The 26,363-nt window shown below is 66.5% G+C and carries 27 protein-coding genes; 14 read left to right on the top strand and 13 right to left on the bottom strand.

All coding sequences use genetic code 11. The features are described from left to right. Nucleotides 1–269 precede the first annotated feature (269 nt). Together katG and AC1GI4_RS10485 are read left to right on the top strand one after the other, a co-directional pair. A complete protein-coding gene (katG, locus tag AC1GI4_RS10490; RefSeq protein ID WP_479629454.1) occupies nt 270–2,531 on the top strand; it encodes a catalase/peroxidase HPI in 2,262 nt (753 codons plus the stop codon). Nucleotides 2,532–2,580: 49 nt separating this feature from the next. Continuing rightward, a complete protein-coding gene (locus AC1GI4_RS10485; protein WP_433909405.1) occupies nt 2,581–2,931 on the top strand; it encodes a thiol-disulfide oxidoreductase DCC family protein in 351 nt (116 codons plus the stop codon). Between the two features lie 36 nt (nt 2,932–2,967). Here the strand turns inward: AC1GI4_RS10485 and AC1GI4_RS10480 are convergent, their stop codons facing one another. Then, nucleotides 2,968–3,708, bottom strand: a complete 741-nt coding sequence (locus AC1GI4_RS10480; protein ID WP_479629453.1) for a Crp/Fnr family transcriptional regulator — start codon at nt 3,706–3,708, stop codon at nt 2,968–2,970. Between the two features lie 160 nt (nt 3,709–3,868). On the opposite strand from AC1GI4_RS10480, the gene murA reads away from it, so the two are divergent. Then, nucleotides 3,869–5,149: a UDP-N-acetylglucosamine 1-carboxyvinyltransferase gene (gene murA / locus AC1GI4_RS10475; RefSeq protein WP_433909407.1), complete on the top strand. Its 1,281-nt coding sequence runs from the start codon at nt 3,869–3,871 to the stop codon at nt 5,147–5,149. A gap of 142 nt (nt 5,150–5,291) precedes the next feature. Here the strand turns inward: murA and AC1GI4_RS10470 are convergent, their stop codons facing one another. Next, nucleotides 5,292–6,884 (bottom strand): cisplatin damage response ATP-dependent DNA ligase, encoded by a 1,593-nt coding sequence (locus tag AC1GI4_RS10470; RefSeq protein ID WP_479629452.1) that lies wholly within the window; start codon nt 6,882–6,884, stop codon nt 5,292–5,294. A gap of 7 nt (nt 6,885–6,891) precedes the next feature. Further along, nucleotides 6,892–7,077, bottom strand: coding sequence for a DUF1328 domain-containing protein (locus AC1GI4_RS10465; protein ID WP_007407044.1), 186 nt, complete (start codon nt 7,075–7,077; stop codon nt 6,892–6,894). 133 nt (nt 7,078–7,210) lie between these two features. Between AC1GI4_RS10465 and AC1GI4_RS10460 the strand changes: the two genes are divergently transcribed. Next, nucleotides 7,211–7,573, top strand: a complete 363-nt coding sequence (locus AC1GI4_RS10460) for a hypothetical protein (RefSeq protein WP_433909409.1) — start codon at nt 7,211–7,213, stop codon at nt 7,571–7,573. Nucleotides 7,574–7,633: 60 nt separating this feature from the next. Here the strand turns inward: AC1GI4_RS10460 and AC1GI4_RS10455 are convergent, their stop codons facing one another. The 4 genes from AC1GI4_RS10455 to AC1GI4_RS10440 form a co-directional block, all read right to left on the bottom strand. Continuing rightward, nucleotides 7,634–7,993, bottom strand: a complete 360-nt coding sequence (locus AC1GI4_RS10455) for a hypothetical protein (RefSeq protein ID WP_479629451.1) — start codon at nt 7,991–7,993, stop codon at nt 7,634–7,636. Nucleotides 7,994–8,302: 309 nt separating this feature from the next. Next, on the bottom strand, nt 8,303–8,800 hold the full coding sequence (locus AC1GI4_RS10450; RefSeq protein WP_294270314.1) for a Dps family protein: 498 nt from the start codon (nt 8,798–8,800) through the stop codon (nt 8,303–8,305). A gap of 103 nt (nt 8,801–8,903) precedes the next feature. Further along, nucleotides 8,904–9,473: a TMEM165/GDT1 family protein gene (locus tag AC1GI4_RS10445; RefSeq protein ID WP_479629450.1), complete on the bottom strand. Its 570-nt coding sequence runs from the start codon at nt 9,471–9,473 to the stop codon at nt 8,904–8,906. Next, the gene (locus tag AC1GI4_RS10440; protein WP_479629449.1) at nt 9,473–9,856 is read right to left on the bottom strand and encodes a hypothetical protein; all 384 of its coding nucleotides are present in this window, start codon (nt 9,854–9,856) and stop codon (nt 9,473–9,475) included. Before AC1GI4_RS10440 ends, AC1GI4_RS10445 begins: the two co-directional genes overlap by 1 nt. 172 nt (nt 9,857–10,028) lie before the next feature. Here AC1GI4_RS10440 and rpmG point away from each other — a divergent pair, with 172 nt between their 5' ends. Then, the gene (rpmG, locus tag AC1GI4_RS10435) at nt 10,029–10,196 is read left to right on the top strand and encodes a 50S ribosomal protein L33 (protein WP_007407030.1); all 168 of its coding nucleotides are present in this window, start codon (nt 10,029–10,031) and stop codon (nt 10,194–10,196) included. A 228-nt stretch (nt 10,197–10,424) separates the two neighbouring features. On the opposite strand, the gene AC1GI4_RS10430 is transcribed toward rpmG, so the two are convergent. Then, the gene (locus tag AC1GI4_RS10430; RefSeq protein WP_294268735.1) at nt 10,425–11,315 is read right to left on the bottom strand and encodes a LysR substrate-binding domain-containing protein; all 891 of its coding nucleotides are present in this window, start codon (nt 11,313–11,315) and stop codon (nt 10,425–10,427) included. Nucleotides 11,316–11,577: 262 nt separating this feature from the next. On the opposite strand from AC1GI4_RS10430, the gene AC1GI4_RS10425 reads away from it, so the two are divergent. Then, complete coding sequence (locus tag AC1GI4_RS10425; RefSeq protein ID WP_433909415.1) at nt 11,578–13,869, top strand: CDC48 family AAA ATPase; 2,292 nt, start codon at nt 11,578–11,580, stop codon at nt 13,867–13,869. 211 nt (nt 13,870–14,080) lie between these two features. On the opposite strand, the gene AC1GI4_RS10420 is transcribed toward AC1GI4_RS10425, so the two are convergent. Further along, complete coding sequence (locus tag AC1GI4_RS10420) at nt 14,081–14,401, bottom strand: antibiotic biosynthesis monooxygenase family protein (protein WP_479629448.1); 321 nt, start codon at nt 14,399–14,401, stop codon at nt 14,081–14,083. A gap of 147 nt (nt 14,402–14,548) precedes the next feature. Here AC1GI4_RS10420 and AC1GI4_RS10415 point away from each other — a divergent pair, with 147 nt between their 5' ends. Next, nucleotides 14,549–15,163, top strand: coding sequence for a class I SAM-dependent methyltransferase (locus AC1GI4_RS10415; RefSeq protein ID WP_433909417.1), 615 nt, complete (start codon nt 14,549–14,551; stop codon nt 15,161–15,163). 136 nt (nt 15,164–15,299) lie between these two features. Here AC1GI4_RS10415 and AC1GI4_RS10410 read toward each other — a convergent pair whose 3' ends face one another. Further along, on the bottom strand, nt 15,300–16,514 hold the full coding sequence (locus tag AC1GI4_RS10410) for a phospholipase D-like domain-containing protein (protein ID WP_479629447.1): 1,215 nt from the start codon (nt 16,512–16,514) through the stop codon (nt 15,300–15,302). 123 nt (nt 16,515–16,637) lie between these two features. On the opposite strand from AC1GI4_RS10410, the gene rpoZ reads away from it, so the two are divergent. Next, a complete protein-coding gene (gene rpoZ, locus AC1GI4_RS10405) occupies nt 16,638–16,982 on the top strand; it encodes a DNA-directed RNA polymerase subunit omega (protein WP_479629446.1) in 345 nt (114 codons plus the stop codon). 76 nt (nt 16,983–17,058) lie between these two features. On the opposite strand, the gene AC1GI4_RS10400 is transcribed toward rpoZ, so the two are convergent. Continuing rightward, a complete protein-coding gene (locus AC1GI4_RS10400) occupies nt 17,059–17,373 on the bottom strand; it encodes a hypothetical protein (protein ID WP_433909419.1) in 315 nt (104 codons plus the stop codon). 430 nt (nt 17,374–17,803) lie between these two features. Here AC1GI4_RS10400 and AC1GI4_RS10395 point away from each other — a divergent pair, with 430 nt between their 5' ends. Beyond that, nucleotides 17,804–18,832: a hypothetical protein gene (locus tag AC1GI4_RS10395; RefSeq protein ID WP_433909420.1), complete on the top strand. Its 1,029-nt coding sequence runs from the start codon at nt 17,804–17,806 to the stop codon at nt 18,830–18,832. 44 nt (nt 18,833–18,876) lie between these two features. Here AC1GI4_RS10395 and AC1GI4_RS10390 read toward each other — a convergent pair whose 3' ends face one another. Then, nucleotides 18,877–20,286 carry a M20/M25/M40 family metallo-hydrolase gene (locus tag AC1GI4_RS10390; RefSeq protein ID WP_479629445.1) on the bottom strand — a complete coding sequence of 470 codons (1,410 nt, stop codon included), beginning with the start codon at nt 20,284–20,286 and terminating at the stop codon, nt 18,877–18,879. Between the two features lie 233 nt (nt 20,287–20,519). Between AC1GI4_RS10390 and AC1GI4_RS10385 the strand changes: the two genes are divergently transcribed. Both AC1GI4_RS10385 and argB read left to right on the top strand, forming a co-directional pair. Further along, nucleotides 20,520–21,173 carry a queuosine precursor transporter gene (locus AC1GI4_RS10385; protein WP_294274019.1) on the top strand — a complete coding sequence of 218 codons (654 nt, stop codon included), beginning with the start codon at nt 20,520–20,522 and terminating at the stop codon, nt 21,171–21,173. Between the two features lie 62 nt (nt 21,174–21,235). Next, nucleotides 21,236–22,135, top strand: coding sequence for an acetylglutamate kinase (gene argB, locus AC1GI4_RS10380; protein ID WP_479629444.1), 900 nt, complete (start codon nt 21,236–21,238; stop codon nt 22,133–22,135). Between the two features lie 199 nt (nt 22,136–22,334). Here the strand turns inward: argB and AC1GI4_RS10375 are convergent, their stop codons facing one another. Beyond that, nucleotides 22,335–22,496, bottom strand: coding sequence for a DUF1674 domain-containing protein (locus tag AC1GI4_RS10375; RefSeq protein WP_294274013.1), 162 nt, complete (start codon nt 22,494–22,496; stop codon nt 22,335–22,337). 69 nt (nt 22,497–22,565) lie between these two features. Here AC1GI4_RS10375 and AC1GI4_RS10370 point away from each other — a divergent pair, with 69 nt between their 5' ends. Genes AC1GI4_RS10370 through AC1GI4_RS10360 form a run of 3 tightly spaced genes read left to right on the top strand, consistent with a single transcriptional unit; the run spans nt 22,566 to nt 26,359 of the window. Next, nucleotides 22,566–23,909: an RsmB/NOP family class I SAM-dependent RNA methyltransferase gene (locus tag AC1GI4_RS10370; RefSeq protein WP_479629443.1), complete on the top strand. Its 1,344-nt coding sequence runs from the start codon at nt 22,566–22,568 to the stop codon at nt 23,907–23,909. Nucleotides 23,910–23,942: 33 nt separating this feature from the next. Then, nucleotides 23,943–24,599: a ribulose-phosphate 3-epimerase gene (gene rpe / locus AC1GI4_RS10365; RefSeq protein WP_056438692.1), complete on the top strand. Its 657-nt coding sequence runs from the start codon at nt 23,943–23,945 to the stop codon at nt 24,597–24,599. Nucleotides 24,600–24,616: 17 nt separating this feature from the next. Next, nucleotides 24,617–26,359 (top strand): heparinase II/III family protein, encoded by a 1,743-nt coding sequence (locus tag AC1GI4_RS10360; protein WP_479629442.1) that lies wholly within the window; start codon nt 24,617–24,619, stop codon nt 26,357–26,359. The last annotated feature ends 4 nt before the right edge of the window (nt 26,360–26,363 follow it).

Raw genomic sequence — 26,363 nt, 5'->3', positions numbered from 1 at the left:
AGCCGCCCCGGGCATCGGCCCAAGTAACCGGACTGATCCAGGCTAGAATTTTTGGATGCCCGGCGGTGTCGGCAAGGATCGACCGGGCGAGCCCGACGTTGTGATGGCGGCGAGCGGTGGTTTCCATCGCTCGAGGGAAGACCATGCGCGGCCTATGTTCATGACAAAGCTGACATAATCGCGCCCATCGGGCGTGCTGGCGAGCCTGTCGCTCGTCGTTTCTTCGTGCGCCCGGAGTTTTTACAGGACGAACCCGGAGAGCTTGCGGCATGGAAGACTATAAGACGGTACTCGAAGGCAAGTGCCCCTTTGGCGGTGACCGGATCGGTGGTGCCTTCACCACGCCGCCGACGCTGGCCGAATGGTATCCCAACCGCCTTCGGGTCGAGCAGCTGCACCGCCATGGCCCCCGCGCCAATCCGCAGGGGGAGGATTTCGATTATCGCGCCGCATTCGCCAAGATCGACCTCGATACGCTGAAGGCCGAGATCAAGCGCTTCCTGACCAGCTCGGTGGCGTGGTGGCCGTCCGACTATGGCAATTACGGGCCGCAGATGATCCGTATGTCGTGGCACTCGGCGGGCAGCTATCGCATCGCCGACGGACGCGGCGGCGCAGGTGAGGCGATGCAGCGTTTCGCGCCGATCAACAGCTGGTGGGACAATGGCAATGTCGACAAGTCGCGTCGCCTGCTCTGGCCGATCAAGCAGAAATATGGCGCGGCGCTGTCCTGGGCGGACCTGATCGTCCTGACCGGCAACTGCTCGCTCGAGATCATGGGGTTGCCGACCTATGGTTTCGGCGGCGGGCGCGAGGATGCGTGGGAGGCCGACGACGCCACCTATTGGGGCCCCGAAGTCTTCGACATGACCAAGGTCGATTCGTTCGACGAGATGGTCAATCGCGACAAGCGCTGGCGCGGGCAGAATGGCGACGCCGACTATGACCTGGAGCAGCCGCTGGCCGCCTCGCACCAGTCGCTCATCTATGTGAACCCCGAAGGCCCCTATGCCAGCGGCGATCCGATGGCCTCGGCGCGGGACATCCGCATCACCTTCACCCGCATGGCGATGAACGACGAGGAGACGGTGGCGCTGATCGCGGGCGGCCATGCCTTCGGCAAGAGCCATGGCATGGTGAAGGCCGACCGCATCGGCGCGCCGCCCGAGATCGCCGCGATTGAGGAGATGGGGCTCGGCTGGCACAACCCCGAGGGCACCGGCAATGCCGAGTTCACGATGACCAACGGCATCGAGGGCAGCTGGACCCAGAACCCGACCCAGTGGGACAATAGCTATCTTGAAAACCTGCTGGGCCTGGAGTGGGAACAGACGCGCAGCCCGGCGGGCGCGCTGCAATGGACGCCGGTCAGCGGGGACGCGCCGCGCACACCGGATGCGCATATCGAGGGCAAGACCCATGCGCTGATGATGATGACCAGCGACATCGCGCTGAAGGTCGATCCCGTCTATCGCCCCATCTGCGAGCGCTTCCTGAACGACTTCGACTATTTCACCGAGCAGTTCTCGAAGGCGTGGTACAAGCTGACCCACCGCGACATGGGGCCGCGCGAGCGCTATGTCGGGCCCGAGGTCACGATCGAACCCGACCTGCTCTGGCAGGACCCGATTCCCGCGCGCGATTACGAACTGATCGACGCCGCCGACATCGCGACCCTGAAGCAGCAGATCCTCAACAGCGGCGTGTCGGTGTCGGACCTGGTGTTCACCGCCTTCTCCGCCGCCGTCACCTATCGTGACAGCGACAAGCGCGGCGGGGCCAACGGTGCGCGCCTCGCGCTCGCCCCGCAAAAGGACTGGGCGGTCAATCGTCGTACCGTGCCCGTCATCGCGAAGCTCCGCGAGATCATGGGCGCGTTCAACGACGGCGCGACCGGCGGCAAGCGCGTCTCGCTGGCCGACCTGATCGTGCTGGGCGGCACGGCGGCGGTCGAGAAGGCGGCGGCGGATGCGGGCGTGGCGGAAGCGGTGGCCTTCACCGCCGGGCGTCGCGACACCACCGACGACCTGACCGACGCCGACAGCTTCGAATGGCTGAAGCCGGTGGTCGACGGCTTCCGCAACTATGTCGACGATCAGTTCGACACCATCACCCAGGGCCGCGTCGCACCGGAGGAGCTGTTCCTCGACAAGGCGGCGCTGCTGAAGCTCAGTGCCCCCGAATGGGTGGTGCTGACCGGCGGCCTGCGCGCGCTGGGCGCGAACTGGGACGAAAGCGAGGCGGGCGTGTTCACCGACCGGGTGGGCGTGCTGAGCAACGACTTCTTCCGCGTGCTGACCAGCATGGACTATGTCTGGACCAAGACGGACGAGAAGGGCCTGCGCTTTACCCTGGACGACCGCGATAGCGGTGAGACGCGCTACACCGCGACGCGCAACGACCTGGTCTTCGGGGCCAATTCGCAGCTGCGCAACATCGCCGAATTCTATGCCGCCGAAGACGGTCATCCCCGGATGGTCCGTGACTTCGTGAAGGTCTGGAACAAGGTGATGACCGCCGATCTTTTCTGATGGTGGAGGCGGCCCGATCGTGATCGGGCCGCCCTTGCCGGAGAAGAGCATGACGACCGTCACCGTCTGGTATGATGCCGCCTGTCCGCTGTGTCGGCGCGAGATCGCACTGATGCGGCGGCTGGATGTGCGCGGGCGGATCGATTTTGTCCCGATCGGCGGCGAGGGGCCCGACCAGTGCCCGATCGATCGCGACACGCTGCTCTCGCGTTTCCATGCACGCGAGGACGGGCGGATGCTGTCGGGCGCGGCAGCCTTTGCCGCGATGTGGCGGGCGATCCCGCTGCTCCGCCCGCTGGGCCTGGCGGCCCGCTCGCCCCGCATCCTGGCGTTGCTCGAGCGCGGCTATCGGCGTTTCCTCAAGGTCCGGCCGCGTCTGCAACGTTGGGCGGGCGCCTGAACATTCCTACCCCTGCAAGGGGAGGAACAAATATGCCTACCGCCCCGGCGGCAGCCAGCTGAGGTCCAGTCCCTCGAACCGATCGATATAGCCCGCCTCGCGCACCAGTCGCGCTTCGTCGAGCAGATAGACTCGGCCGCCCTCCCGCTTGATGAGGGCATCGTCCTCCAGCTGGCGAAGCATTCGGTTGACGTGGACGGCGGTCAGGCCGATCGCGTCGCCCATCTCCTCCTGGGTCAGGCCGAGGGCAAAGGAGGTGTCGACCGCCAGCCCCGCGTGGCGCATCTGGCCACGCAGCGACAGCAGCAGCGTCGCGACCCGCACCCGCGCCGAGGTGCGGCCGAGTCCCGCCAGACGGTCGGTGGTGATGACCCTCTCGATCTGGTTGAGCACGAGGACCAGGCTGGACAGACGGGGATGCTCGGTCGCCAGGATCGCGAAATGGCTGCGGTCGAACGGACAGACGACCGCGTTGGAAACGGCGACCACCGTGTCGGGCGAGCGGCCATAGACCAGCGCCGACAACGCGAACAGATCACCGGGGAACAGGAAGCGCACGACCTGTCGGCTGCCATCGTCGAGCAGGATATAGCACATCAGCATGCCCTGCTGCACGACGAACAGCTCATCGCTGCGCGCCTGTTCCTCCATCAGCACCGCGCCGCGCCGGATCGCCCTTGGCCGCTCCTCCAGCCGTGCCAGGGCATCGCGTTCGGCCGGGGTCAGCGCAACCCATCTGTTCAGCCGATCGGCAAGCCCGCAATTTGACACTGACACCTCATCCCCCGAGCGGAGGAAAGCCTTAGCCACCAAGGGTGTGGTCACGCATTGATATCGATCAACCGACCCTTTTCTTGGCTTTTCGACCGCCTTTCGAGCGGACGGACGGGGTGCGACCCTTGGCGATGCCCCGGAGGTCCGCTAGGAGGGCGGGTCTATGGACCGTATCCTTATTCGCGGCGGCAACCGGCTGTCGGGCCGCCTGAAGATCTCGGGCGCGAAGAACGCCGCGCTCACCCTGATGCCCTGCGCGATCCTGACCGACGAGCCGGTCACGCTGCGCAACCTGCCGCGCCTCGCCGATGTCGACGGCTTCGGCCATCTGCTGAACCAGATCGGCGCGTCGACGCGGGTCGAGGGGACGCGACCGGAGGATTTCGGCCGGGTCATGACGATCCGGGCGGGCCAGCTCTTCTCGACCGAGGCGCCCTATGACATCGTGCGCAAGATGCGCGCGTCGATTCTGGTGCTCGGCCCCATCCTGGCGCGCATGGGCGAGGCGCGGGTATCTCTGCCCGGCGGCTGCGCGATCGGCAATCGTCCGATCGACCTGCACCTGAAGGCGCTGGAAGCGCTGGGCGCCGAGATCGAGCTGACCGCCGGTTATGTGAAGGCCAGCGCGCCGGGCGGACGCCTGTCGGGCGGGCGCTACACCTTCCCGGTGGTGTCGGTCGGCGCGACCGAGAATGCGCTGATGGCCGCGGTGACGGCCAAGGGCACGTCGGTGCTGGGCAATGCCGCGCGTGAGCCCGAGATCGTCGATTTGTGCCGCCTGCTGATCGCGATGGGCGCGCGGATCGATGGCGTCGGCACCGAGACGCTGACCATCGAGGGTGTCGACCGGCTGCACGGTGCGACCTATTCGGTGATGCCCGACCGGATCGAGGCGGGTTCCTATGCCTGTGCCGCCGCGATCACCGGCGGCGACCTGGAACTGGTCGGCGCCTGTGCCGAGGATATGCGCGCGACCCTTTCGGCGCTGACCGAGGCGGGCGTGACCGTCGAGGAGAGCCGCGATTCGATCCGCGTGAAGGCGGATGGCCCGCTCCAGCCGCTGACCCTGTCGACTGCGCCCTATCCGGGCTTCGCCACCGACATGCAGGCGCAGTTCATGGCGATGCTGTGCAAGGCCGGCGGCACCAGCACCCTGACCGAGACGATCTTCGAGAACCGCTACATGCACGTGCCCGAGCTGGCGCGGATGGGTGCGGACATCCAGGTCCATGGCCGCACCGCGATGGTGAAGGGCGTCGAGAAGCTGACCGGCGCGCCGGTGATGGCTACCGACCTGCGCGCCTCGATGAGCCTGATCCTGGCGGGTCTGGCCGCCGAGGGCGAGACCGCGGTCAGCCGTGTATACCACCTCGACCGTGGTTATGAGCGTCTGGAAGAGAAGCTGTCGGCGGTCGGTGCCGATATCGAACGCGTCGGCGACTGACCAAAATCCTCCCCAAGCTGTGCTTGGGGAGGGGGACCGCCCGGCGGAGCCAGGTGGTGGAGGGGCCAGATCGCCAGCCGTGACACCCCTCCGTCAGGGCTTCGCCCTGCCACCTCCCCTTGCAGGGGAGGAACGAACCTGCCTACGTCACCAGCCGCTTGAGCGTCTCCACCCGATCCGCTTCCTCGGCGGGCTTGTCGGTGCGGATGCGCGCGATGCGGGGGAAGCGCATCGCGACGCCTGATTTGTGCCGTTTCGACTCGTGGATCGAATCGAACGCGATCTCCAGCACCAGCGTCTTTTCCACCTCGCGCACGGGGCCGAAGCGCTGGACGGTATGCGCGCGCACGAAGCGGTCTAATGCACGCAGCTCCTCGTCGGTGATCCCCGAATAGGCCTTGCCGACCGGCAGCAATTCGCCCTCATCGGTCCAGCAGCCAAAGGTATAGTCGCTATAATAGCTCGACCGCCGGCCATTGCCGCGCTGTGCGTACATCATCACGCAGTCGGCGGTCAGCGGATCACGCTTCCATTTGTACCAAAGGCCGACACGCCGCCCGCCGCTATAGGGGGAATCGCGGCGCTTGAGCATCACCCCCTCGATCGCGGCATCGCGGGCGGTGGCGCGCAAGGCCTCCAGCGCGGTGAAATCCTCCGCCTCGATCACTGCGCTGACATCGAAGCGATCGGGGTCGAGCTTCGCCGTGAACGCCTCCAGCCGTTGACGCCGTTCGGTCCAGGGGAGGGCGCGGACATCCTCGGTCCCGTCCACCAATATATCGTAGAGCCGGACGAAGGCGGGGTAGTCCGCCAGCATCTTCGCCGACACCGTCTTGCGCCCGAGCCTCTGTTGCAGCGCGTTGAAGCTGGCGGCACCCCCGCCATCCTCCAGCGTGCCGCCCTGATGCTCGCCCTTGACCAGCAACTCGCCATCGACCGCACCCACGGCGTCGAACGCCTGCGCGACATCGGGAAAGGCGTGGGTCACATCGTCGCCGGTGCGGCTGTAGAGGCGCGTCTGCCCGGCGACATGGACGATCTGCACCCGGATGCCGTCCCATTTCCATTCGGCGGCATAGTCGGTCAGGTCGACCCGCAGATCCTCCAGCGGATGGGCCAGCATGAAGGGGCGGAAGACCGGCACATCGGCGGGCGTCGGCTGCGCGCCGGTGCCCTCGCCCCAGGCGAACAGTTCGGCATAGGGCGGGGACAGGCCGTGCCAGACCTCCTCGACCGCCTCGACATCCAGCCCGTAAGCTTCCGCAAAGGCGGTCTTGGCGAGCCGCGCGGACAGGCCGATGCGCAGGCCCCCGGTCGCCATCTTGAGGAGCGCGAACCGCTCCTCGGCGGTCAGCCGGTCGAGCATGTCAGCCAGCACGGCAGGCGCGTCGGAGCGCGAAAGATGCCGCAACCGCTCGACCACTGCGCTGACCGAGAGCGGTTCGGGATCGAGGGGGCGCTCGGGGGCGGGCCAGAGCAGTGCGACCGTCTCGGCCGTGTCGCCGACATAGTCGCGGCTCATGCGGAAGAGGACGGGGTCGACCCGCTGTTCGATCAGCGCGCGGATCAGCGCGGGCTTGACGCCGGGCAGGTCCAGGTCCCCCGTCAACGCCGCCATCGCCCAACCCCGGTCGGGATCGGGCGTGGCGGCGAGGTAATCCGCGACCAGCTTCAGCTTGGCGTTGCGCGAGCGCGTATAGATCAGCGCATCGAGCAGCTCCGCGAGTGCGCGCATGAACGCGTCAGTCGATCGCGTTCTTCACCGACTTGCCCGCGACCAGCCCGAGCACCAGGAAGATGACGAACAGTGCGATCGCGATGAAGAACAGGATCTTGGCGATACCGACGAACGCGCCGCCGATGCCGCCGAAACCGAGCGCGCCGAGGATCAATCCGACGACCAGAAACGTGATGGCGAGCTTGAGCATGGGGCAATCCTCCTGACCTGATAAGGGGTTAACTGGCGGGGAGGGTTGGTGTTCCGGTTACGGATAGGGGGGGCGCGCGAAAGACGGGTTTCGCCCATTTGCGGACAATCGTCAGTCCTGCCATTGTCCTTGGATGTTCATCCGCCTGGCCCGCCTCGCCCTCGTCGTTGCGCTGTCCGTTCAGGCCGTCGCCATGCCGGCCGTCGCACAGGAATTGCCGCCAGTTCCTGCCACGCTGTTAAACGCCTCGGGTGCTGTGTGTATAAATGTATCGAAGAAGGGCGATGTGAACGGTGCCTATATTCTCGCGAGTACGCGGGACGCGCAGGCCGACAGAGACATGCTGGCATGGGTTCATCGGCTAAGATGGCCAATCGCCACGCCCGGCGAAAAGCTGCGGGACACGTGGTTTCCAATGCCGATTGGCTTTGGCGGGAAGCAGCCCCCGAAGATTGCTTCAACCTGTTCTGCGCCATCTACGTCAAACGTTCGGTAGCCCCAGACATTGCCGTTCAGGGTTTCCTCGCGTTCCCCTAAGCGGTCGACGGAGAGCGCGTCATTTACATGGACCTGATCGCGTCGCCCTCATGACGGAACGAACGTGGGTCCCGCCTTCCCAGTCAAGATCGATGTCCACCACACCGATGAGGTGGTCACCATCGACAGCTCCGACGATCGTTTCTGTTCCGTGGCCTGGAATAGCGAACCCTCCGAAATAGCGGTTGGTCGATCTCAATCCGCCATATTCATCAAAGCTCACGCCGGGCTTTGATTTCGTGTCCCATGGATAAGCCGATCGCAGTAGGCTCGATGTATCACCCGCCGTCACGCAATTTGAGCCGCCATACTTGTGGCCGATCCACATCTTCAATGACTTGAGGGCGTTCGGGTGGGCGGCCGAGTTGCTGACATCCACTATCTAATATTCCGTTGTCCACTGCCCTTCAATCTGCGGGGCGGCCGCATTCGCCGATCCTTGATAAAGCGCTGAAAACGAAAGCCAGAATATCGTCGCGCGGGTATGCATGTCTTACCCCGTCTTTCACTTCTGATCGCGAACCACGATAGCGGATAGGCAGCTTGGTGTCTCGCAGTGCCGAAAGCCGTCGTTTCGTTATTCACCAATAGCGGACATACCGCGTGCTCCCACTGCAGGTATCCGGGCATCGCCCACAAAAAGCCCCGGCTCTCACCGGGGCTTTTTGTCACGAGACCGCGGACAGGCTCAGCCCTTGCGGCCCGCCTCGAACAGGAACCAGGCGCGTTCCTCGGCCTGGTCGGTCCATTCGTCGACGATGCCGCTGGTGGCATTGTCCTTGGCCTCTTCGGCGGCGTCCTTGACCGCGCGGAAGCGTTCGACGAGCTTCAGATTGTCGTCGCGCAGCTCGACCAGCATGTCGGCCGCCGACACGAACTCGCGATCATTGTCGGCGATCGTCTGACGGCGGGCGATGTCGCCGATCGAGCGCAGCGTGACGTTGCCGGTCTTGCGCACCCGCTCGGCAATGGCGTCGGTCACGCCCAGGATCTGCGCCGCCTGATCGTCGAGCATCAGGTGATAGTCGCGGAAATGCGGGCCCGAGACGTGCCAGTGGAAATTCTTGGTCTTCAGGTACAGCGCATAGCAATCGGCCAGCGCGCCGTTCAGCGCGTCGGCGACGCTGGCGGTGGCGTTGCGGTTGAGATCGGTCGGCGTATCGAGCGCCGGATTGATATCGGACATGACATGCTCCCGCTGTCTGGATGGGATCGTTGCGTAAACGATCCGATGGCGGAAATGCTCCCCCGCTGTCCAAGGACAATGCCCGTGCTGTCTGATCGACCGGCTAGATCAATCCGTTCGTCGATAGCACGATGATGAGCCCGATCAGGATCATCACGCTGCCTGCCGCCACGCGGATCGCGCGCCAGGGCAGGCGTCGCCATTCGCGTGCGCCCAGCAGGATCGCAGGCAGCAACGCGCCCAGCAGCCCCAGCATGGCGCCCGGCCATGCGGCCCAGGGCAGGGGGGAGCGCGCGGCGGCGGCAGCGACCAGCATCAATCCCGAATCCGCCAACAGGATCACCGCGGCCCCCAGGCTTGCGGTGCCGAACATGCCCAGTCGCGGCGAACCGAAGGTCGAGCCGGGGCGCGGCAACCGCCCCATCATGCCGATCCCCAGCAGGACCAACGCGACCGCCAGCAACACGCTGCGCGACTCGGGCGTCACCTGCGGCGCCAGCAGCATCCCGATCCGAATCGCCGCCGCCGCCAGCACCCCTTGCGCCAGCATGACCCCGGCCAGCACCGGCAGGGCACGATCGGTTCGCTCGACCAGCCGCTCGGTAAAACCGCTCAGCCGCCCGCCTGCCTGTGACAGCAAGGTGGCGACCAGAACGATCATCAACGCGTCCATCAGCTGGCCAGACGCACCGAGCAGGCCTCGGCAAAAGCGTTCGCGCTCTGCCAATCCTGTCGTTCGCTGGCGATCGCGTCGTTCAGGATCGCGAACCAGCCATGGACCGGCAGCTCGTTCCGTTCCCGCATCAGGGCGCGGTCGATGAAATGGGTGACGGTGACCACGGAGGTCAGGCCGTGGCGATGGGCGATTCGGCGAATCGCCTCCACCCCGTCGATCAGGTCGGTCGCACGCGCATAGGGGGCCGACACGTCGAGCGCGGCGATCCGCGCGCACAACTGGATGCGAATCTCGGCACCGGCCCTGTGGTGATCCCCGTCGGGATCCCTACCGCGATCGGGTGATTCGCCCGCTTCCCTCGTGATGATCGTCGCTATCATGCCCGGCCCCGTTAGCGGTAAGCGCCCCCGTTACCATAGGCATTGGCCGTAAAGAGGGGCTTAAATCGGGTGAAATGCTTGACTCGGGCGGGGCCATGGGCCATGGGCGGCCCTTATATAGCGGCGGCTCCGGCTGCCGCTTTCGCTTTTTCACGCATACAGGAACCAGGTCATGGCCAAGCCGACCACCGTCAAGATCAAGCTCGTCAGCTCGGCTGATACCGGCTTCTTTTACGTCACCAAGAAGAACCCGCGCACCAAGACCGAGAAGCTGAGCTTCAACAAGTACGACCCGGTCGTGCGCAAGCATGTCGAGTTCAAGGAAGCCAAGATCAAGTAATTCGCGCGGGGGCGGCCGTTCGCGTCGCCCCGTGGATGCTTGAAGGCGTGAAGCCGCCGTCCGAGAGGGCGCGCGGCGTTTTGTCGTTGGTTCTTGCGCTGAACGATGATCTTGCCGCTCCCCTCCCGCAGGCGGGAGGGGATGGGGGAGGGAAGGCCACGAGCGCTTGTCTCGGTGAGACTTCCAGCCCTCCCCCCGACCCCCTCCCGCCTGCGGGAGGGGGAGGAATCAGGCCGCTTCCGGATACAGCGTGGCGATCAGCCAGTCGTGGAACAGCTTTACCGACTTCTGCTGCAGCGCACGCGGGCGGCAGACGAACCAGTGGCTGTAGGGGCTGTCGACCTCGATGTCGAACAGCCGCACCAGGCGCGGGTCGTGGGCGTGTTCGAAATGGCTGGCATGCATGAAGGCGATGCCCAGCCCCTGCGCCACCGCCTCCAGCATCAGGCCGCCCGAATCGAAGAAGTCGATCGCCTTGGGCTTGATGTCGTTCAGCCCGGCGGCCTGGCACCAGGCGGTAAAGGCGTCGGGCATTTCGCGGTGCAGCAAAGCGGTCATGCCGTTCATCTGCTCGGGGCGAAGCAAGGGATTGGGGCCTTCGAGCAACCGCTTGGCACCGATGACATAGACCTTGTTGCGGTCGAGTCGCTTGGCATAAAGCGAGGGATCGATCTCGCGGCCCAGCGCGATCACCGCATCCAGCCCTTCGCCCAGTCGCGCGATGCCATGCCCGGCGGTGTCGATGTCCAGATGCAGTTCGGGATGCGCCGCGCGGAGCAGCCCCATGTGCGGAAACAAGCGCTGCGAGGCATAGAGCGGCAGGACGCCGAGTCGCAGGCGCAGCACTTCCTGCCCACTGGTCATCGCCTCCACCGCATCGGACAACTGGTCGAGCAGCGGCGCGATCTGTTCCATCAGGCGCTGGCCGTCTTCATTGGGCACCATCGCCTGGTGCCGCCGAGCGAACAGCGGCTTGCCGACGAAGCGTTCCAGCGTCTGCACCCGGCGGCTGAGCGCGGGGGCGGACAGCGCCAGCTCCTCGGCCGCGGCCTTGATGGAGCCCAGGCGCACGACCTGGACAAATGCTTCGATCGCACCGAGCGGGGGGAGCCTGCGCATGGTGTACCTGTACTCGTTGACCTATTGGTCAGAGGATTGCACAAACTGCAATCATAGCCAAGCTTTTCGCACTTGCAACATAACGTTTCGCACCGCAAAAGGAACGGGCCTTTCAGGCATCCTCTCCTAAAAACTTTCATGGGCTGGTCGTTTCGATCGGCCCTTTTTTTTGCCTCGGCTCGACCGTCCGCCCTTTCACCGGCCGGAACCTGCCCCCACGTCCCGCGCTTTCGTGTTTCAGACACTTTGCCAAGGGACGATCATGGCCGACAGCGACGCGCCGACCCGCAAGATACAGGTGGCCAACAGCCGCCCCGAGGATTCGGGCCGGGGGCTCGCCCACATGCCGCGCAGCCTGATGGCCGCGCTCGGCATCACCGAGGGCGACGTGGTCGAGATCGTCGGCAAGCAGGCGACCCCTGCGCGGGCCGTTGCCCCCTATCAGGAGGACGAGGGCCTCGATCTGTTGCGCATCGACGGGTTGCAGCGCGCCAATGCGGGCGTTGGCTCGGGCGATTTCGTCGAGGTGCGGAAAGTCGAATCGAAGCCCGCGACTCGCGTCGTTTTCGCCCCCGCGCAGCAGAATCTGCGGCTTCAAGGCTCGGCCCAGGCGCTCAAGCGAACCTTCTTCAACCGTCCGCTCTGTCAGGGCGATGTGGTGGCGACGGCGGGGCAGCAGCGCGTCACCAACATGCCGCCGGGCGTGGCGCAGTTCATGAACGCGCCCGCTTACGCTTTGCAGGAAATCCGACTCGCGGTCGTCGCTGCCAGCCCCAAGGGCGTGGTGCATATCGACGAGAATACCGAGGTCGAGCTGCGCCCCGAATATGAGGAGCCGCGCGAGGCGCGGCGCGCCGACGTCACCTATGACGATATCGGCGGCATGGCCTCGACCATCGACCAGCTGCGCGAAATGGTCGAATTGCCGCTGCGCTACCCCGAATTGTTCGAGCGGCTGGGTGTCGAGCCGCCCAAGGGCGTGCTGCTCCATGGCCCGCCCGGCACCGGCAAGACGCGGCTCGCGCGGGCGGTGGCCAACGAATCGGACGCGCAGTTCTTCCTCATCAACGGGCCCGAGATCATGGGTTCGGCGTATGGCGAGTCCGAACAGCGCCTGCGCGACATCTTCGAGGAGGCGACCAAGTCTGCCCCCTCGATCGTGTTCATCGACGAGATCGACTCGATCGCCCCGAAACGTGACCGCGTGCAGGGCGAGGCCGAGAAGCGTCTCGTCGCGCAGTTGCTGACCCTGATGGACGGGCTGGAGGCGCGCGCGAATCTGGTCATCATCGCGGCCACCAACCGGCCCGAGGCGATCGACGAGGCGCTCAGGCGGCCGGGCCGGTTCGACCGCGAGATCGTCGTCGGCGTCCCCGACGAACGTGGGCGGCGTGAGATCCTGGGCATCCACACGCGCGGCATGCCGCTGGGCGATCGGGTCGACCTGAACGAGCTGGCACGCACCACCTTCGGGTTTGTCGGCGCGGACCTGGCCGCGCTGACCCGCGAGGCGGCGATCGAGGCGGTGCGGCGGATCATGCCGCGCCTGAACCTGGAGGAGCGGACCATCCCGGCCGAGGTGCTCGACACGCTGTCGGTGACGCGCGAGGATTTCCTCGAGGCGTTGAAGCGCGTCCAGCCCTCGGCGATGCGTGAGGTGATGGTGCAGGCCCCCACCGTCCGCTGGGAGGATGTCGGCGGGCTCGACACCGCGCAGATGAAGCTGAAGGAGGGCGTCGAGCTGCCGCTGAAGGACCCGGACGCGTTCCGGCGCCTGGGTATCCGGCCAGCCAAGGGCTTCCTGCTCTATGGCCCGCCCGGCACCGGCAAGACGTTGCTGGCCAAGGCGGTGGCACGCGAGGCGCAGGCCAATTTCATCGCCACCAAGTCGAGCGATTTGCTGTCCAAATGGTATGGTGAGAGCGAGCAGCAGATCACCCGGCTATTCGCCCGTGCACGGCAGGTGGCGCCAACGGTGATCTTCATCGACGAACTCGACTCGCTGGTGCCCGCACGCGGCGGCGGGCTGGGCGAGCCGCAGGTGACCGAGCGGGTAGTCAACACCATCCTCGCCGAGATGGACGGGTTGGAGGAATTGCAGTCGGTTGTCGTGATCGGCGCGACCAACCGGCCCAACCTCGTCGACCCCGCGCTGCTCCGTCCCGGCCGGTTCGACGAGCTGATCTATGTCGGCGTGCCCGACAAGGCGGGGCGTCGACGAATCTTGGGCATCCAGACCGCCAAGATGCCGCTCGCCGATGACGTGGATCTGGACGATGTCGCGGCGCGTACCGAGCGGTTCACCGGGGCCGACCTGGGCGACGTGGTGCGCCGGGCAGGCCTGATCGCGCTACGCAAATCGCTGACCGTGCAACAGGTCGACATGGCCGCCTTCGACGAGGCACTGACCGAGGCGCGGGCCAGCGTGACCCCGGAGATGGAGCGCGATTACGAACAGATCGCCGCCAAGCTGAAACAGGAAGCCGCCGCGATCCAGCCGATCGGCTTCATCGCACCGGGCATGCTGACGCCGAGAGGGGACAAGCAGCCGTAATTTCCTAAGCCTCTCCTCCTACTTAAGCCCCTCCTCCGGAACGGGAGTTTCAGGTCGGTCATGCCCCCGGCATGACCTAAACGATGCGGGGCATCGTTTACCTGAAACTGGGTTTGGGGAGGGGGCTTTGCCGCCAGCTATGGTCTCGGTGAGACTCCGATCCCTCCCCCATCCCCTCCCGCCTGCGGGAGGGGAGCGGCAAGGTCGGCGGTTAGGATTTGTCACTCCACCCGTAACTCCGCCCCACCTCGGCCACGGCAACCTCATATCGCGAATACCATTCCGCCCGCCCATGCTCGCGGATCGCCGCATGTTCGGGATGCGCCCGCCACGCCAACGCGCTCGCCTCATCCGCCCACCAGCTGATGGTAATGCCCAACCCGTTCGCCCCGCGCACGCTGTCGACGCCGCGATAGCCCGGCTGCCGCGCGACGAGCGCGTCCATCGCCTCGGCCGCTTCGGCATAGCCCTGGTCGTCGTTAAGCGTCCGCTGCGACACGAAAATCACCGCGATCTGGCCCGTCCGATCCATTGTTCCCAGCCCTTTTTCCGATCCGCTTTGCGACGGAATGCACCCCTCCTGCGCAACCCAATAGCTTGAAAGTCGTTCGGCACCTGTGCGACGAGGGGATTTCCCTCGCGCGTCCCTTACGCGGGGATCACGAACGACAGGAACTCGATGCCCAGCTCGACCACCGCCGCGCGCAAGTCCCGCACCGACGCCACGGGTTATCCGTCGCCCGGCCAGATGTTCTTTCAGCAGTTCCTGAAGCATCCGGTGATGGTGGGCTCGATCATTCCCTCGTCGGGCAAGCTGATTCGCAAGATGCTGGCGCCGGTAGACTGGGCCAACACCAAGCTGTTCGTGGAATATGGCCCCGGCGTCGGTACCTTCTGCCGCCCGGTGCTGGAGCGCATGGCGCCCGATGCCACGCTGATCGCGATCGATACCAACGCCGATTTCTGCGACTATCTGCGCCACACGATCGTCGATTCCCGCTTCAAGGCAGTGAACGGTTCGGCTGCGGACGTGGAAAAGATCGTGCGCGACCATGGTTTCGACCATGCCGACTATGTCCTGTCGGGCCTCCCTTTCTCGACCCTGCCCCCCGGCGTCGGCCCCGCGATCGCGCGCGGCACGCATGACGTGCTGCGCCCCGGCGGCGCGTTCCTGGTCTATCAGTTCAGCCCCAAAGTGAAGGACTTCCTGGTCCCGCACTGGTCCAACATCGACCACGACATGGAATGGTGGAACGTGCCCCCGGCCCAGCTCTACTGGGCCTGGAAGGACTGAATTTCATCCTCCCCGGCACGGGGAGGTGGCAGGCCGCCAGGCCTGACGGAGGGGGGCTTCGGCACAGGACGTCCCTGGCGGCAATCCCCCTCCACCATGCTTTGCATGGTCCCCCTCCCCACAGGGCGGGGAGGATTTAGTCGCCATCCGGCGATTCGATCCCGAAATTCAGCCCCCGCGACACCGAGGGGTCGATCACCGCGATCAGCAGATAGGCGGCGAACTGGCGCAGCCGCTGGAACCAGCCGGTATGGCGCTTGTACCAGTCCGGCGTGATCGCTTCCGACCGAGCGACCTCTCCGTTGATATAGCCGCGGACATGCGCGGCGAAGTCGGCGTCCTCGATCCGCAGCATCAGCTCCAGATTCACGAACAGGCTGCGCATGTCGAAATTGGCCGAGCCGACATGCACGGCATCGTCGATGACGTATAATTTCGTGTGCAGCTTGGTCAGCTGATATTCGAAGATCTGCACGCCCTTGCGCAGCAGGCCCGCATAGGTGAAGCGCGCTGCGGCGATCGTCGCCTCGTTGTCCGACTTGCCCGCCGTGACGATCCGCACCTCGGCCTCGCGCCGTCCGGCCCGATCGAGCCGACGCAGCATGGTGGGGCTGGGGGTGAAATAGGCCGCGATCACGTCGATCCGCCGCCCGCGCCGCATATCGTCGCGCACCGTCCGCGCCCAGGGCGACAACCGCCGGGTCGGCCCGCCGATCAGCCAGCGGAGCCGACCGCTCGACTCGCTCCAATGCGCCAGCGCCTTGTTCAGGTCGCGCAGCCGCCCCTTGGGATTTTCCGTCCAGGCGAACAGCGCGTCGAAATAGCCCGCCATCCGCGTCGCCGCCGGTCCCTCGACCAGCAGGCCCAGATCGCGCCAGCTCTGGTCGGCGGGGGTGCCGAAATAATCATCCTCGATATTGAAGCCGCCGATGATGATCGAGGGGGAGGGGCCTTCGGCATCCGCCAGTGCCAGCTTCTGGTGGTTGCGCAGCAGATAGCGGCGGCCGAAGCGCGGCTCGAACCGGGACAGCCGCGCGCCCGCCTCGACCAGCGGCCGGAAGAACGCCTCATCCGCGCCCGCGCCGAAGCCGTCGACGATCACCGACACGGTCACGCCCCGGCGTGCGGCGGCGATCATTGCGTCACGCACCTGCCGCCCCGTCGCGTCATCGGCATAGATATAATACAGGATGCGCAGCGAGGTCCGCGCGCCGTCGATCAGCGCCAGCACCGAATCCAGCCGCCGCGGCCCCGTGTCGAGCAGGGTCAGCCGGTTGCCGTCGACCTGAAAACCGGGTTGCTCTGGCGGATGGGGGGTGGAAATGCGGCGGGCTCCTTTGAGGCATGACATGCGGTCGAAAACGTAACGATCGAGATGACAGGGGCGTTGCAAGCTGCAAGGCTTTTGACTTCACCGCCCTTTGCTGTTAGGCGGCACGCTTTCATCCCAGCATTATTTGCGAAGGACACACGCATGGCGCGCGTCACCGTCGAAGATTGCGTCGACAAGATTCCCAACCGTTTCGATCTGGTGCTGTTCGCGGCGCAGCGGGCCCGTCAGATTTCGGGCGGGGCGGATCTGACCGTCGATCGCGATCGCGATAAAAATCCGGTCGTCGCCCTGCGCGAGATCGCCGACGAAACGGTTCGTCCGACCCATCTGGAAGAAGCCGTGGTCAACAGCCTGCAGCGCGTCCAGATCGACGACGAGGACGAGGCGGACGATGTCGGCAGCCTGCAGGCCTCGGCCGAGGCGCTGCGCCTGACCGCCGCCGCTCCCCCGCGCAACCAGAATCTGGGTGCCGACTACGACGGCTGATCGGCCGTTCGTCGAACCCATGAAAAAGGGCCGGTGCGATCCGCTCGCACCGGCCCTTTTCGTGTTTGGGTCAGGCTCAATAGCCCCGCCAGTAATCCCAGCGCGCGGCATGGCGCTCGGCCCGCGCGAAACGTGCATCACGTCGCGCTTCGTGGCGACGGACGGCGGCGGCATGGGCATAGGCATCGGCCGCGCGATAATCGCCATAATAGGCGGCCGTATCCGCCGCCCGCTGGTCGCGCCCCGCCTGCCAGGCATGGACCTCGGCCCCGCGCGCGGCCTGATGCGCGCGATACGCGTCATAGCGCCAATCCTGCGCACTGGCGGCCGTGGCGGTCAGCATGGCCCCACCGGCAAGGGCCACCAGCAATCCGGTCTTGAGCATCTTCATGGCAATAGCCTCAGAACCATAATCTCCCGTATGCCCAGGATATTGCGCGGTTTTATCTGAACGGATCGTGGCGAACGCGTTCAGCGAATTGGCAGATATGGACGCCCGTTTCCGTGCGTCATTCACAGGTTCGAAAGACGGGGCTTCGTTCGGCATCCTCCTGCCCGCTTCCCATCTCTGGCAGGCTGTTTCGAGAAAGAGCCATCGGGTTAGGTTTCACGGAAATGGCTTAGCTGTCGATGACAGCGCTCGCGTGGGAGGACATTCTTCCGCCAAAGACTTCAGACCGTGAGTTTCCGCACGGTCTGCATCGCTTTCTGGGAAAGGCAGCGACTCCCGCCCAAGCCAAAAGCCGACTTTCGCGTCCGTGTATTGACACAATAATACACATCCGACATCCTCCCCCTTTCTCGAACGGGGAGACGAGTCCATGTACAGCGAAAGCGACATCGACGGCGCGGTGGCGGCGGGGGCGATTTCGCCCGATGCGGCGGCGGCGCTGCGACGGCATGTCGCGACGGTCCATGCCGCACCGGCCGTCGACGAAGAGCATTTCCGACTGCTCACCGGGTTCAACGACATCTTCGTATCGATCGCCATCGCCCTGTTGCTTGCGGCGCTGGGGCAGATCGGCTTCAGCATCAGCCATGCTTTGGGCGGCGCGTTCGTCGCGGGCGCGGCGTGGATGCTGGCCTTCTACTTCACGGGCAAGCGGCGCATGGCGCTGCCCAGCATCCTGCTGCTGCTCGCCTTTGTCGGCGGCGTGGCAGGCGGCCTGATCGGACTGGTCGATACGCTCTGGCCGCATATCAGCGATACCGAGGGGTCTTTGGCGGCGTCCGTCGTCGGACTGGCATCGGCCGGGGCGGCGTGGCTGCACTGGCGCCGGTTCATGGTGCCGATCACCGTCGCGGCGGGCGCGGCGGCGCTGGTCGCGGTCGTGGTCGGCCTGCTGACGGCGGCCTTCCCGGACATCAAATATGGCGTATGGCCGATCCTGCTGGTCTGCGGGGTCGGCGTCTTCGCGCTGGCGATGCGCTGGGACATGTCCGATCCGAAGCGCGAGACGCGGCGCGCGGACGTCGCCTTCTGGCTGCATCTCGCCGCCGCCCCGATGATCGCGCATCCGATCTTCCAGATGCTGGGCGTGTTCAACAACGAGATCGGCGCGGGCGTCGCGGTGATCGTCCTCGCGCTCTACCTGCTGTTCGCCGGGATTGCGCTGGCGGTGGACCGGCGGGCGCTGCTCGTCTCCAGCCTCGTCTATGTGCTCTATGCACTCTATTCGCTGTTCCGCAGCGCGGGCGCGGTCGAACTGGGCGCGGCGTTCACCGCCTTCGTCATCGGCTCGGCGCTGCTGACCCTGTCCGCCTTCTGGCAGCCGATGCGGCGCATGGTGGTCGGCTGGCTGTCCCAGCCGATGCGCCTGCGCCTGCCGCCGGTGCAACAGCCCGCGTAAACGGAACGTCGCCGCCCGCCGGTACGGGCGGCGACACGCTTACCTCAATAGGCATAGGCCTTGACCAGATCGTACAGATAATCCCGGCCGTCATAGAGCGACTTGACCCGGATACGCTCGTTCAGGCCGTGGATGCCGGACATGTCCTTTTCGATGAAGATCCCCGGCGCGCCGTAGACGGGGATGCCGATCGTCTGGAAGAAGATGCCGTCGGTCGCCCCGGTCGACATCATCGGGACCAAAGGCAAACCGGGGAAGTGCTTGGCCGCCAGGGTCTTCATCGGGCCGATGATCTTCGGATCGAGCTTGGGCGGGATGGCGGTCGGGCGAACCGGCTGGTTGGCGGTGACGGTGATCTTCGGACCCGCCAGTTCCTTGAGTTTCGCCAGCGTCCCCTCGACCGTCTCGCCGGGGAAGATGCGGCAGTTGATATTGGCGGTCGCGCGCTGGGGCAGGGCGTTTTCGGCATGGCCCGCCTGCAGCAGCGTGGCGACGCAGGTGGTGCGCAGCGTCGAGTGCAGCGCCTTGTCCTGGCTGACGATCGCATCGGCCGCCTTGTCGTTCGGATCGGCGAGCAGCCGAGTGATCGCGCCGCCCAGCCGGCCGCCGACCTTTTGCGCGGTGGCGGTCATGAAGGCGCGGGTGGTGTCGGTCAGGTGGATGGGGAATTCATAACCCTGCACCGCCTTCACCGCATCGGCGAGTTCGTAGATGGCGTTCTCGGGCGTCGGTTGCGAGCTGTGGCCGCCCGGATTGGTGGCGAGGAAGGTATAGTTCTGCGCCGCCTTCTCACCGACCTGCACCGCAAGCAACTCACGCTTGCCGTCCGCGTCGAGCCGCCCGCCGCCGCCTTCGTTCAGGACGAATTCGGCGGCGATCAGGTCGGGTTTGTTCTGGGCCAGCCATTCCGCGCCGTTGAAGGCGAAGGTCGTTTCCTCGCCACAGGTCAGCGCCATCTTGATGGTGCGCTTGGGGGGCGTCTTTTTCAGGCGGATCAGCGTATCGGCCCAGACCGCGCTCATCGCCTTGTCGTCGACGGTGCCGCGTCCATAAAGGAAGCCGTCCTCCTCGATCAGCTTGAACGGATCGCGGGTCCAATCCTCACGCTTGGCCTCGACCACGTCGAGATGGCCGAGCAGCAGCATCGGCTTCAGCCGCTTGTCGGTGCCGGGCAGGACCGCGACGATGCCGCCGTCCTTGGGATGCTCGGGCACCGAGAACAGGGTGATGTCGGCATCGGTATAGCCCGCTGCCTTCAGCCGGTCGGCGATCTGCGCCGACGCCTGGGTGCAGCTGCCCACCGACAGGCTGGTGTTGGTTTCGACCAGCTGCTTGTAGAGGTCGAAAAACGCCTTCTGGTCCGCGCGGTCCTGCGCCGCCGCGAGGCCTGGCATCAGTGCGCCGGGAATCGCCAGTGCCGCCGCCACTCCGCCAAGCCATTTTGCCAACCGCATGTGATCCCCCTTATTCTTGTTTCGGCAGGAATAGAGCGTGTCGGGGCGCGCGGTGCAAGTGTTCCTCCCCGGCACGGGGAGGGGGACCAGCGAAGCTGGTGGAGGGGGCGTGTCACGGATGACACCCTTTGTGGGGAACCCCCTCCACCACCGCTTCGCGGCGGTCCCCCTCCCCGTGCCGGGGAGGATCGCAAGTCCTTTGCCCCGGACCAATTTCGCGCTAGCAGTCACCGATGGACCAGCCCGACATTTCCGCCCGCCCCCGCCTGATCTCGCCTTCGCTGTTCGCGCTGTCGATCTTTTACGGCGGCATGGTGTGTATCGCGGGCGTGCTGGGCAACAAACAGGTCTCGCTGGGGCCGATCGCGGTCGAGGCGGGGATCTTCGCCTTTCTGCTGCTGGTCGTGACGTCGAGCGCGGTGGCCGAGCTTCACGGACCATCGACCGCGGGGCGTCTCGTTCGGGTCGGCTTCGTGCCGCTGCTGGTGTCGCTGGCGCTGTCCTGGGTGGTATGGATCCTGCCGCCGTCCCCCGAAATGGTCCCGGCCAATCGCGACGCGATCCAGCTGATCCTGGGGTCGACCTGGCGGATCTGGCTGGGCGGGATCGTGGCTTACGGCGTGTCGCAGACGCTGAACGTCACCATCTTCGCCGCGCTGAAAGGGCGGGAGGGCAGCAAGCTCCTCTGGCTGCGCGCGGCGATCGCCAGCATGCTCAGCCAGGTGGTCGACACGCTGCTGTTCGTCACCATCGCCTTTTATGGGGCCTTCCCCATCGGCCAGCTGATCGTGGGCCAGATGATCGCCAAGGTGGCGTTGTCCGCCATTCTGGTCCCGCCGCTGATCTATCTGTTCGTCGCGGTCGGGCGTCGGCTGGATCGCGCCTGAGAAGGACCCGTTCGCGATATTGCCGGTTTTCCCCATTCCCGACCCGCGATAAAGGGCGCGCCATGACCAACCACGATCCCGACGCCGCCCTGCTCGCCAAGGCCGAGACGCTGACCGAGGCGCTCCCGTATCTCCAGCGTTATGCGGGCAAGACCTTCGTGGTGAAATATGGCGGCCACGCCATGGGCGACCCCGAGCGCCAGCGCGATTTCGCCGAGGATATGGTCCTCTTGAAGGCGGTCGGCATCAACCCGGTCGTCGTGCATGGCGGCGGGCCGCAGATCGGCGCGATGCTCAAACGGCTGGGCGTCGAGTCGCAGTTCGTCAACGGCCTGCGCGTCACCGACCGCGAAACCGCCCAGATCGCTGAAATGGTGCTGGCGGGTTCGATCAACAAGGAAATCGTCAGCTGGATCTCCGCCGCCGGGGGCCGCGCGGTCGGCATCTCGGGCAAGGATGCGGGCCTCGTCATCGCCGAGAAGATTCAGGGGCGTGAGGCCGATCCGCTCAAGGGGATCGAGCGCCATGTCGACCTGGGTTTCGTCGGCGAGCCGGTCGCGGTCGACCCGCGCCTGATCGAAAGCCTGTGCGCCGACGGCATCATCCCGGTCATCGCGCCGGTCGCGATCGGGCTGGACGGCAACACCTACAACATCAACGCCGACACCATGGCGGGCGCGATCGCCGCGCGGCTGGGCGCGTCGCGCTTCTTCCTGCTGACCGATGTCGCGGGCGTGCTGGACAAGCAGGGCGAGCTGATGACCGACCTGAACCCGGCGCGGATCGCGGAATTGCGGAGCGACGGCACGATTTCGGGGGGGATGATCCCGAAGCTGGAAACCTGCGTCTCGGCGGTCGAGGCGGGTGTGGATGCGGCGGTGATCCTCGACGGGCGCGTGCCGCACGGGATGTTGCTGGAGATCTTCACCAAGCAGGGTGCGGGGACGTTGGTGCGGCGGTGATGCGGGGAGTGGAGTCGGGGCGTGGCCTTCGTCTTCGCTCAGGCTGAACGGGGGTTTGTATAGTGAACCCTCGCATCTAGCCGCTCCCCTCCCGCAAGCGGGAGGGGATGGGGGAGGGCAAGCCGCAAGCGATCCACTCTGCGAGGCTCCTTACCCTCCCCAAACCCCTCCCGCCTGCGGGAGGGGCTTAAAGAAACGGTCAAAAATCGACCGCGATTCCCTTCAATTCCCAATCCCCGTACCGCACCGGATTCTTCCCCAACGGGTCGTCCTGCGGCTCCGGCTTGGCCTCGGGCTCCGGCACCGGCGGGTTTTGCGAAAGGTATGCGGGCGGCTTCACATGGTCGGGGCGCTGGCCCATGGGCGGTCCTTTCGACTAAGGGGACAAATATATTGCAGCCCATGTCGGGGCTGACAGGAGTTTTGCCAAGTGACACGTCCTCCCCAATCGCCGACCCGTGGCCGTCCCGATCGTCGCGGTGGCCCCAAGGGCGAGGACCGGCGCGGGCGGCAGCAGCGCCCGACCGAGCCGCTGGGCACCGCCGCGCGCCGCGCCGCCATCCGCCTGCTCGACGCGGTGCTGCGCCGGGGTGAGCCGCTGGAAGCCGCGCTCGCCTCGGCCACCCGCGCGCTGCCGGGCGGGCCCGACCGGGGGCTGGCGCACGCCATCGCGGCCGAGACCCTGCGCCGCCTGCCCGATCTCGACGCGCTGATCGACTCGGCGACCAAGCAGCGGCTGCCTGACGATGCCAAGGCGCGCTTCGCCCTGCGCATCGCGCTCGTCCAGGTGCTGGCGCTGGGCACGCCGCCGCATGCCGCGATCTCGACCGTCTTGCCGCTGGTCGATGGCGGCCCGCGCAAGCTGGTCCACGGCGTCTTCAGCACCATCACCAAGAGCGGCGTGCTGCTCCCCGAAATCCCCGCACTGCCCGACGCCACTGAGGCGCGCTGGGAAGAGAATTGGGGCGAGGAGATGGTCGAGGCCGCTGCCCATGCCATCGCCGCGCCGCCGCCGCTCGACCTGACGCTGGCCGATCCCACCGCGACTGCGCAGTGGGCGGAGACGTTGGGCGGGGTCAGCCTGCTGCCCGGTCATGTCCGCCTGCCCTCGGGCCATTCGGTCATGGAGTTGCAAGGCTTTGACGAGGGGGCCTGGTGGGTGCAGGACCTCGCCGCCTCGATCCCCGCGCGTCTGCTGGGGCCGGGCCGGGGCCATGTGCTCGACCTGTGCGCCGCGCCGGGAGGCAAGACGCTGCAACTCGCCGCCGCCGGCTGGACCGTCACCGCGATCGACCAGTCCGAGTCGCGCCTCGCCCGTCTGAGCGAAAATCTGGAGCGCACCCATCAGTCGGCGGAGGTCGTCACGGCCGACCTGCGCGAATGGGCCCCGAGCGAGCAGGCCGACGCGATTCTGGTCGATGCGCCGTGCAGCGCCAGCGGCATCTTCCGCCGCCATCCCGACGTCCTCTACCGGGTCCGCCCCGCGATCATCGCCGAGATGGCGGAGCTTCAGCGTGTGATCCTGACCCGCGCCGCCGACTGGCTGAAGCCGGGCGGGACCATGGTCTATGCCACCTGCTCGCTGGAGCCCGAGGAGGGCGAGGCGCAGATCGCGGCCTTCCTGGAGGCGCGGCCCGATTATGCGCTGGTTCCGATCACCGGCGACTGGCCGGGCATCACCGACAAGGGCACGATCCGCACCCTGCCGACGATGCTCGCAAAAGAGGGGCGTCTTGACGGATTCTTCATCGCGATGTTGCAACGCAAAGGCTGACTTGGGCGCGATATGCAGGTACAGGTGAAAACCATGCTTCCTGTGCGTATCGCTCCCTCCATCCTTTCCGCCGATTTCGCCAAGCTGGGCGAAGAAGTCCGGGCCATCGACGCTGCGGGCGCCGACTGGATTCATATCGATGTGATGGACGGGCATTTCGTGCCCAACATCACCATCGGCCCGGCGGTGGTGAAGGCACTGCGCCCGCACACGACCAAGCCGTTCGACGTGCATCTGATGATCTCGCCGATCGACGCCTATCTCGACGCCTTTGCCGAGGCGGGCGCGGACACGATCACCGTCCACCCGGAGGCGGGGCCGCACATCCATCGTACGATCCAGCATATCAAGGGGCTGGGCAAGCGGGCAGGTGTCGTCCTGAACCCCGCCACGCCCGCCAAGATGCTCGACTATCTGATCGACATGGTCGACCTGGTCCTGGTGATGAGCGTCAACCCCGGCTTCGGCGGGCAGAGCTTCATCGAGAGCCAGCTCAAGAAGATTTCCGCGATCCGCAAGATGATCGAGCATTCGGGCCGGGCTATCGACCTGGAGGTCGATGGCGGCGTCGATCCGGCCTGGGCGAAGCGCTGTATCGAGGCGGGGGCCGATGCGCTGGTCGCGGGCACCGCCGCGTTCCGGGGTGGCCCTGAGCATTACGCCGCCAATATCGCCGCGCTGCGCGGCTGAGCGGGCATTTGACCGAAATGCGCGATCGCATGGGGGCCGAAGAGGCTCGTATCGCCGCCGACAGCATCGAAGAGGGCAAACGCCTCGTCCGCGTCCAGACCGGCGGCCTGTCGCTCGCCGATCGCCTGAGCGAGCATCTCCACCGGCTGACCTGGCGCACGCCGCTCCATTCGCTGCGGCTGAAGGGGCGGCATCCGCTCAAGCTGATGGCGGTGCCCGAGGACCCCATATTGGGCGATATCGAGCGCGGTCATGCGCTGCTCGGCGGGGTGCTCGACTGGCGAGGCGAGGAGCGCGGGGTCGAATCGATCGACTTTGCCCGGCCCGACTGGTCGACCGGCGTTGCCGATCATCTGCACAGCTTTGCCTGGCTGCGCGACCTGTCGACGGTGGCGACGCGCGCGCAGGGTGCGCCGATCGCCGAATATCTGATGGGCCGCTGGCTCGACGCCTTTGCCGAGACGGTCGAGGCGACCGCGTGGCGGCCCGACCTGTGGGGGCGGCGCATCCTGTTCTGGACCGCGCATGCGCCGCTGATCCTGTCGTCCAACGATCTCGTCTATCGCTCGCGCGTGCTCAACACCATGGCGCGCGGGGCCCGGCATCTGGATCGCGGCGCGGACAAGGCGCCTGCTGGCGTCGCGCGGATCGCGGCGTGGTGCGGGGTGATCGCGGCCGGCCTGCTGCTGGCGGGCGGCGAGCCGCGCCAGGCGTTCGGCGAGGCGGGGCTGGCGCGTGCACTCGACACCGGGCTATTCGCCGATGGCGGTATCATCGCGCGCAGCCCGGCGGTGCAGCTCGATGCCGTCATGCTGCTGACCATGATGCGCGAAGTCTATGACGCGCGCGGGCTGGCCTTTCCCGACCCGTTCCAGGGGCGGTTGCAGCGGATGATCTCTGCATTGCTCGGCGTCATGCACGGCGACCGCGCGCTGTCGAGCTGGCAGGGCTCCGGCCCCGAAACGCCGGAGCGGATCGCCGCCGTGATCGAGGCATCGGGCGTGCGCACCCGGCCGCTGCGCCAGGCGGGCGACTGGGGTTATCAGCGGCTGGCGGCGGCGCAGGCGGTGCTGGTCATGGATGCAGCACCCCCGCCGATCGCCCGCGCGATCGAGGGCGGCTGCGCCTCGACGCTCGCCTTCGAATTTTCGGACGGCGCGCAGCGGATCGTCGTCAATTGCGGCGGCGCGCGCGCGACCGTGGCGCAGGTGCCCGCCAGCCTCGCGCACGGCCTGCGCACCACGGCGGCGCATTCGACGCTGACGCTGGGCGACAGCAACTCGACCGCCATCCATGCCGACGGCACGTTGGGGCGCGGGGTCGCCGCGGTGGAGCTGAGCCGCCAGGAATCGGACGCCGCCAGCCGGATCGAGGCGAGTCATGACGGCTATGTCCGCCGCTATGGCTTCACCCATCGCCGCCAGCTGCTGCTGACCGGCGACGGGCGCGAGCTGCGCGGCGAGGATGCGCTGCTGCCCGAGGGGCGCAAGCGGCAGGCGGGCAGCACCGTCTTTGCCCTGCGCTTCCACCTCGGCGACGGGGTCGAGGCGATGGTGACGGCCGAGAGCGGCCAAGCGATCCTGCGCCTCGACGACGGCGCACTGTGGCAGTTCCGCTGTCGCGGCGGCACGCTGGCGATCGAGGAGTCGCTGTGGATCGACGGCACAGGACGGCCGGTGGCGACGCAGCAGCTGGTCGTGACCGGCGAAACCCCCGCGGGCGGCGCGCATGTCAGCTGGGCGTTCAAGCGGGCGCTGTAGAGCC

This window comes from Sphingomonas sp. 77B (assembly GCF_056497825.1).
Note: the sequence above shows the minus strand (reverse complement) of the source record. Positions and strands in the feature narration are given on the sequence as shown.

What these genes read in the sequence shown, in the direction of transcription:
- katG (WP_479629454.1), top strand. Translation starts at nt 270, where the DNA reads ATGGAAGACTATAAGACGGTACTCGAAGGCAAGTGCCCCTTTGGCGGT.
- AC1GI4_RS10485 (WP_433909405.1), top strand. Translation starts at nt 2,581, where the DNA reads ATGACGACCGTCACCGTCTGGTATGATGCCGCCTGTCCGCTGTGTCGG.
- murA (WP_433909407.1), top strand. Translation starts at nt 3,869, where the DNA reads ATGGACCGTATCCTTATTCGCGGCGGCAACCGGCTGTCGGGCCGCCTG.
- AC1GI4_RS10470 (WP_479629452.1), bottom strand. Translation starts at nt 6,884, where the DNA reads ATGCGCGCACTCGCGGAGCTGCTCGATGCGCTGATCTATACGCGCTCG.
- AC1GI4_RS10465 (WP_007407044.1), bottom strand. Translation starts at nt 7,077, where the DNA reads ATGCTCAAGCTCGCCATCACGTTTCTGGTCGTCGGATTGATCCTCGGC.
- AC1GI4_RS10460 (WP_433909409.1), top strand. Translation starts at nt 7,211, where the DNA reads ATGTTCATCCGCCTGGCCCGCCTCGCCCTCGTCGTTGCGCTGTCCGTT.
- AC1GI4_RS10450 (WP_294270314.1), bottom strand. Translation starts at nt 8,800, where the DNA reads ATGTCCGATATCAATCCGGCGCTCGATACGCCGACCGATCTCAACCGC.
- AC1GI4_RS10445 (WP_479629450.1), bottom strand. Translation starts at nt 9,473, where the DNA reads ATGGACGCGTTGATGATCGTTCTGGTCGCCACCTTGCTGTCACAGGCA.
- AC1GI4_RS10440 (WP_479629449.1), bottom strand. Translation starts at nt 9,856, where the DNA reads ATGATAGCGACGATCATCACGAGGGAAGCGGGCGAATCACCCGATCGC.
- rpmG (WP_007407030.1), top strand. Translation starts at nt 10,029, where the DNA reads ATGGCCAAGCCGACCACCGTCAAGATCAAGCTCGTCAGCTCGGCTGAT.
- AC1GI4_RS10430 (WP_294268735.1), bottom strand. Translation starts at nt 11,315, where the DNA reads ATGCGCAGGCTCCCCCCGCTCGGTGCGATCGAAGCATTTGTCCAGGTC.
- AC1GI4_RS10425 (WP_433909415.1), top strand. Translation starts at nt 11,578, where the DNA reads ATGGCCGACAGCGACGCGCCGACCCGCAAGATACAGGTGGCCAACAGC.
- AC1GI4_RS10420 (WP_479629448.1), bottom strand. Translation starts at nt 14,401, where the DNA reads ATGGATCGGACGGGCCAGATCGCGGTGATTTTCGTGTCGCAGCGGACG.
- AC1GI4_RS10415 (WP_433909417.1), top strand. Translation starts at nt 14,549, where the DNA reads ATGCCCAGCTCGACCACCGCCGCGCGCAAGTCCCGCACCGACGCCACG.
- AC1GI4_RS10410 (WP_479629447.1), bottom strand. Translation starts at nt 16,514, where the DNA reads ATGTCATGCCTCAAAGGAGCCCGCCGCATTTCCACCCCCCATCCGCCA.
- rpoZ (WP_479629446.1), top strand. Translation starts at nt 16,638, where the DNA reads ATGGCGCGCGTCACCGTCGAAGATTGCGTCGACAAGATTCCCAACCGT.
- AC1GI4_RS10400 (WP_433909419.1), bottom strand. Translation starts at nt 17,373, where the DNA reads ATGAAGATGCTCAAGACCGGATTGCTGGTGGCCCTTGCCGGTGGGGCC.
- AC1GI4_RS10395 (WP_433909420.1), top strand. Translation starts at nt 17,804, where the DNA reads ATGTACAGCGAAAGCGACATCGACGGCGCGGTGGCGGCGGGGGCGATT.
- AC1GI4_RS10390 (WP_479629445.1), bottom strand. Translation starts at nt 20,286, where the DNA reads ATGCGGTTGGCAAAATGGCTTGGCGGAGTGGCGGCGGCACTGGCGATT.
- AC1GI4_RS10385 (WP_294274019.1), top strand. Translation starts at nt 20,520, where the DNA reads ATGGACCAGCCCGACATTTCCGCCCGCCCCCGCCTGATCTCGCCTTCG.
- argB (WP_479629444.1), top strand. Translation starts at nt 21,236, where the DNA reads ATGACCAACCACGATCCCGACGCCGCCCTGCTCGCCAAGGCCGAGACG.
- AC1GI4_RS10375 (WP_294274013.1), bottom strand. Translation starts at nt 22,496, where the DNA reads ATGGGCCAGCGCCCCGACCATGTGAAGCCGCCCGCATACCTTTCGCAA.
- rpe (WP_056438692.1), top strand. Translation starts at nt 23,943, where the DNA reads ATGCTTCCTGTGCGTATCGCTCCCTCCATCCTTTCCGCCGATTTCGCC.
- AC1GI4_RS10360 (WP_479629442.1), top strand. Translation starts at nt 24,617, where the DNA reads ATGCGCGATCGCATGGGGGCCGAAGAGGCTCGTATCGCCGCCGACAGC.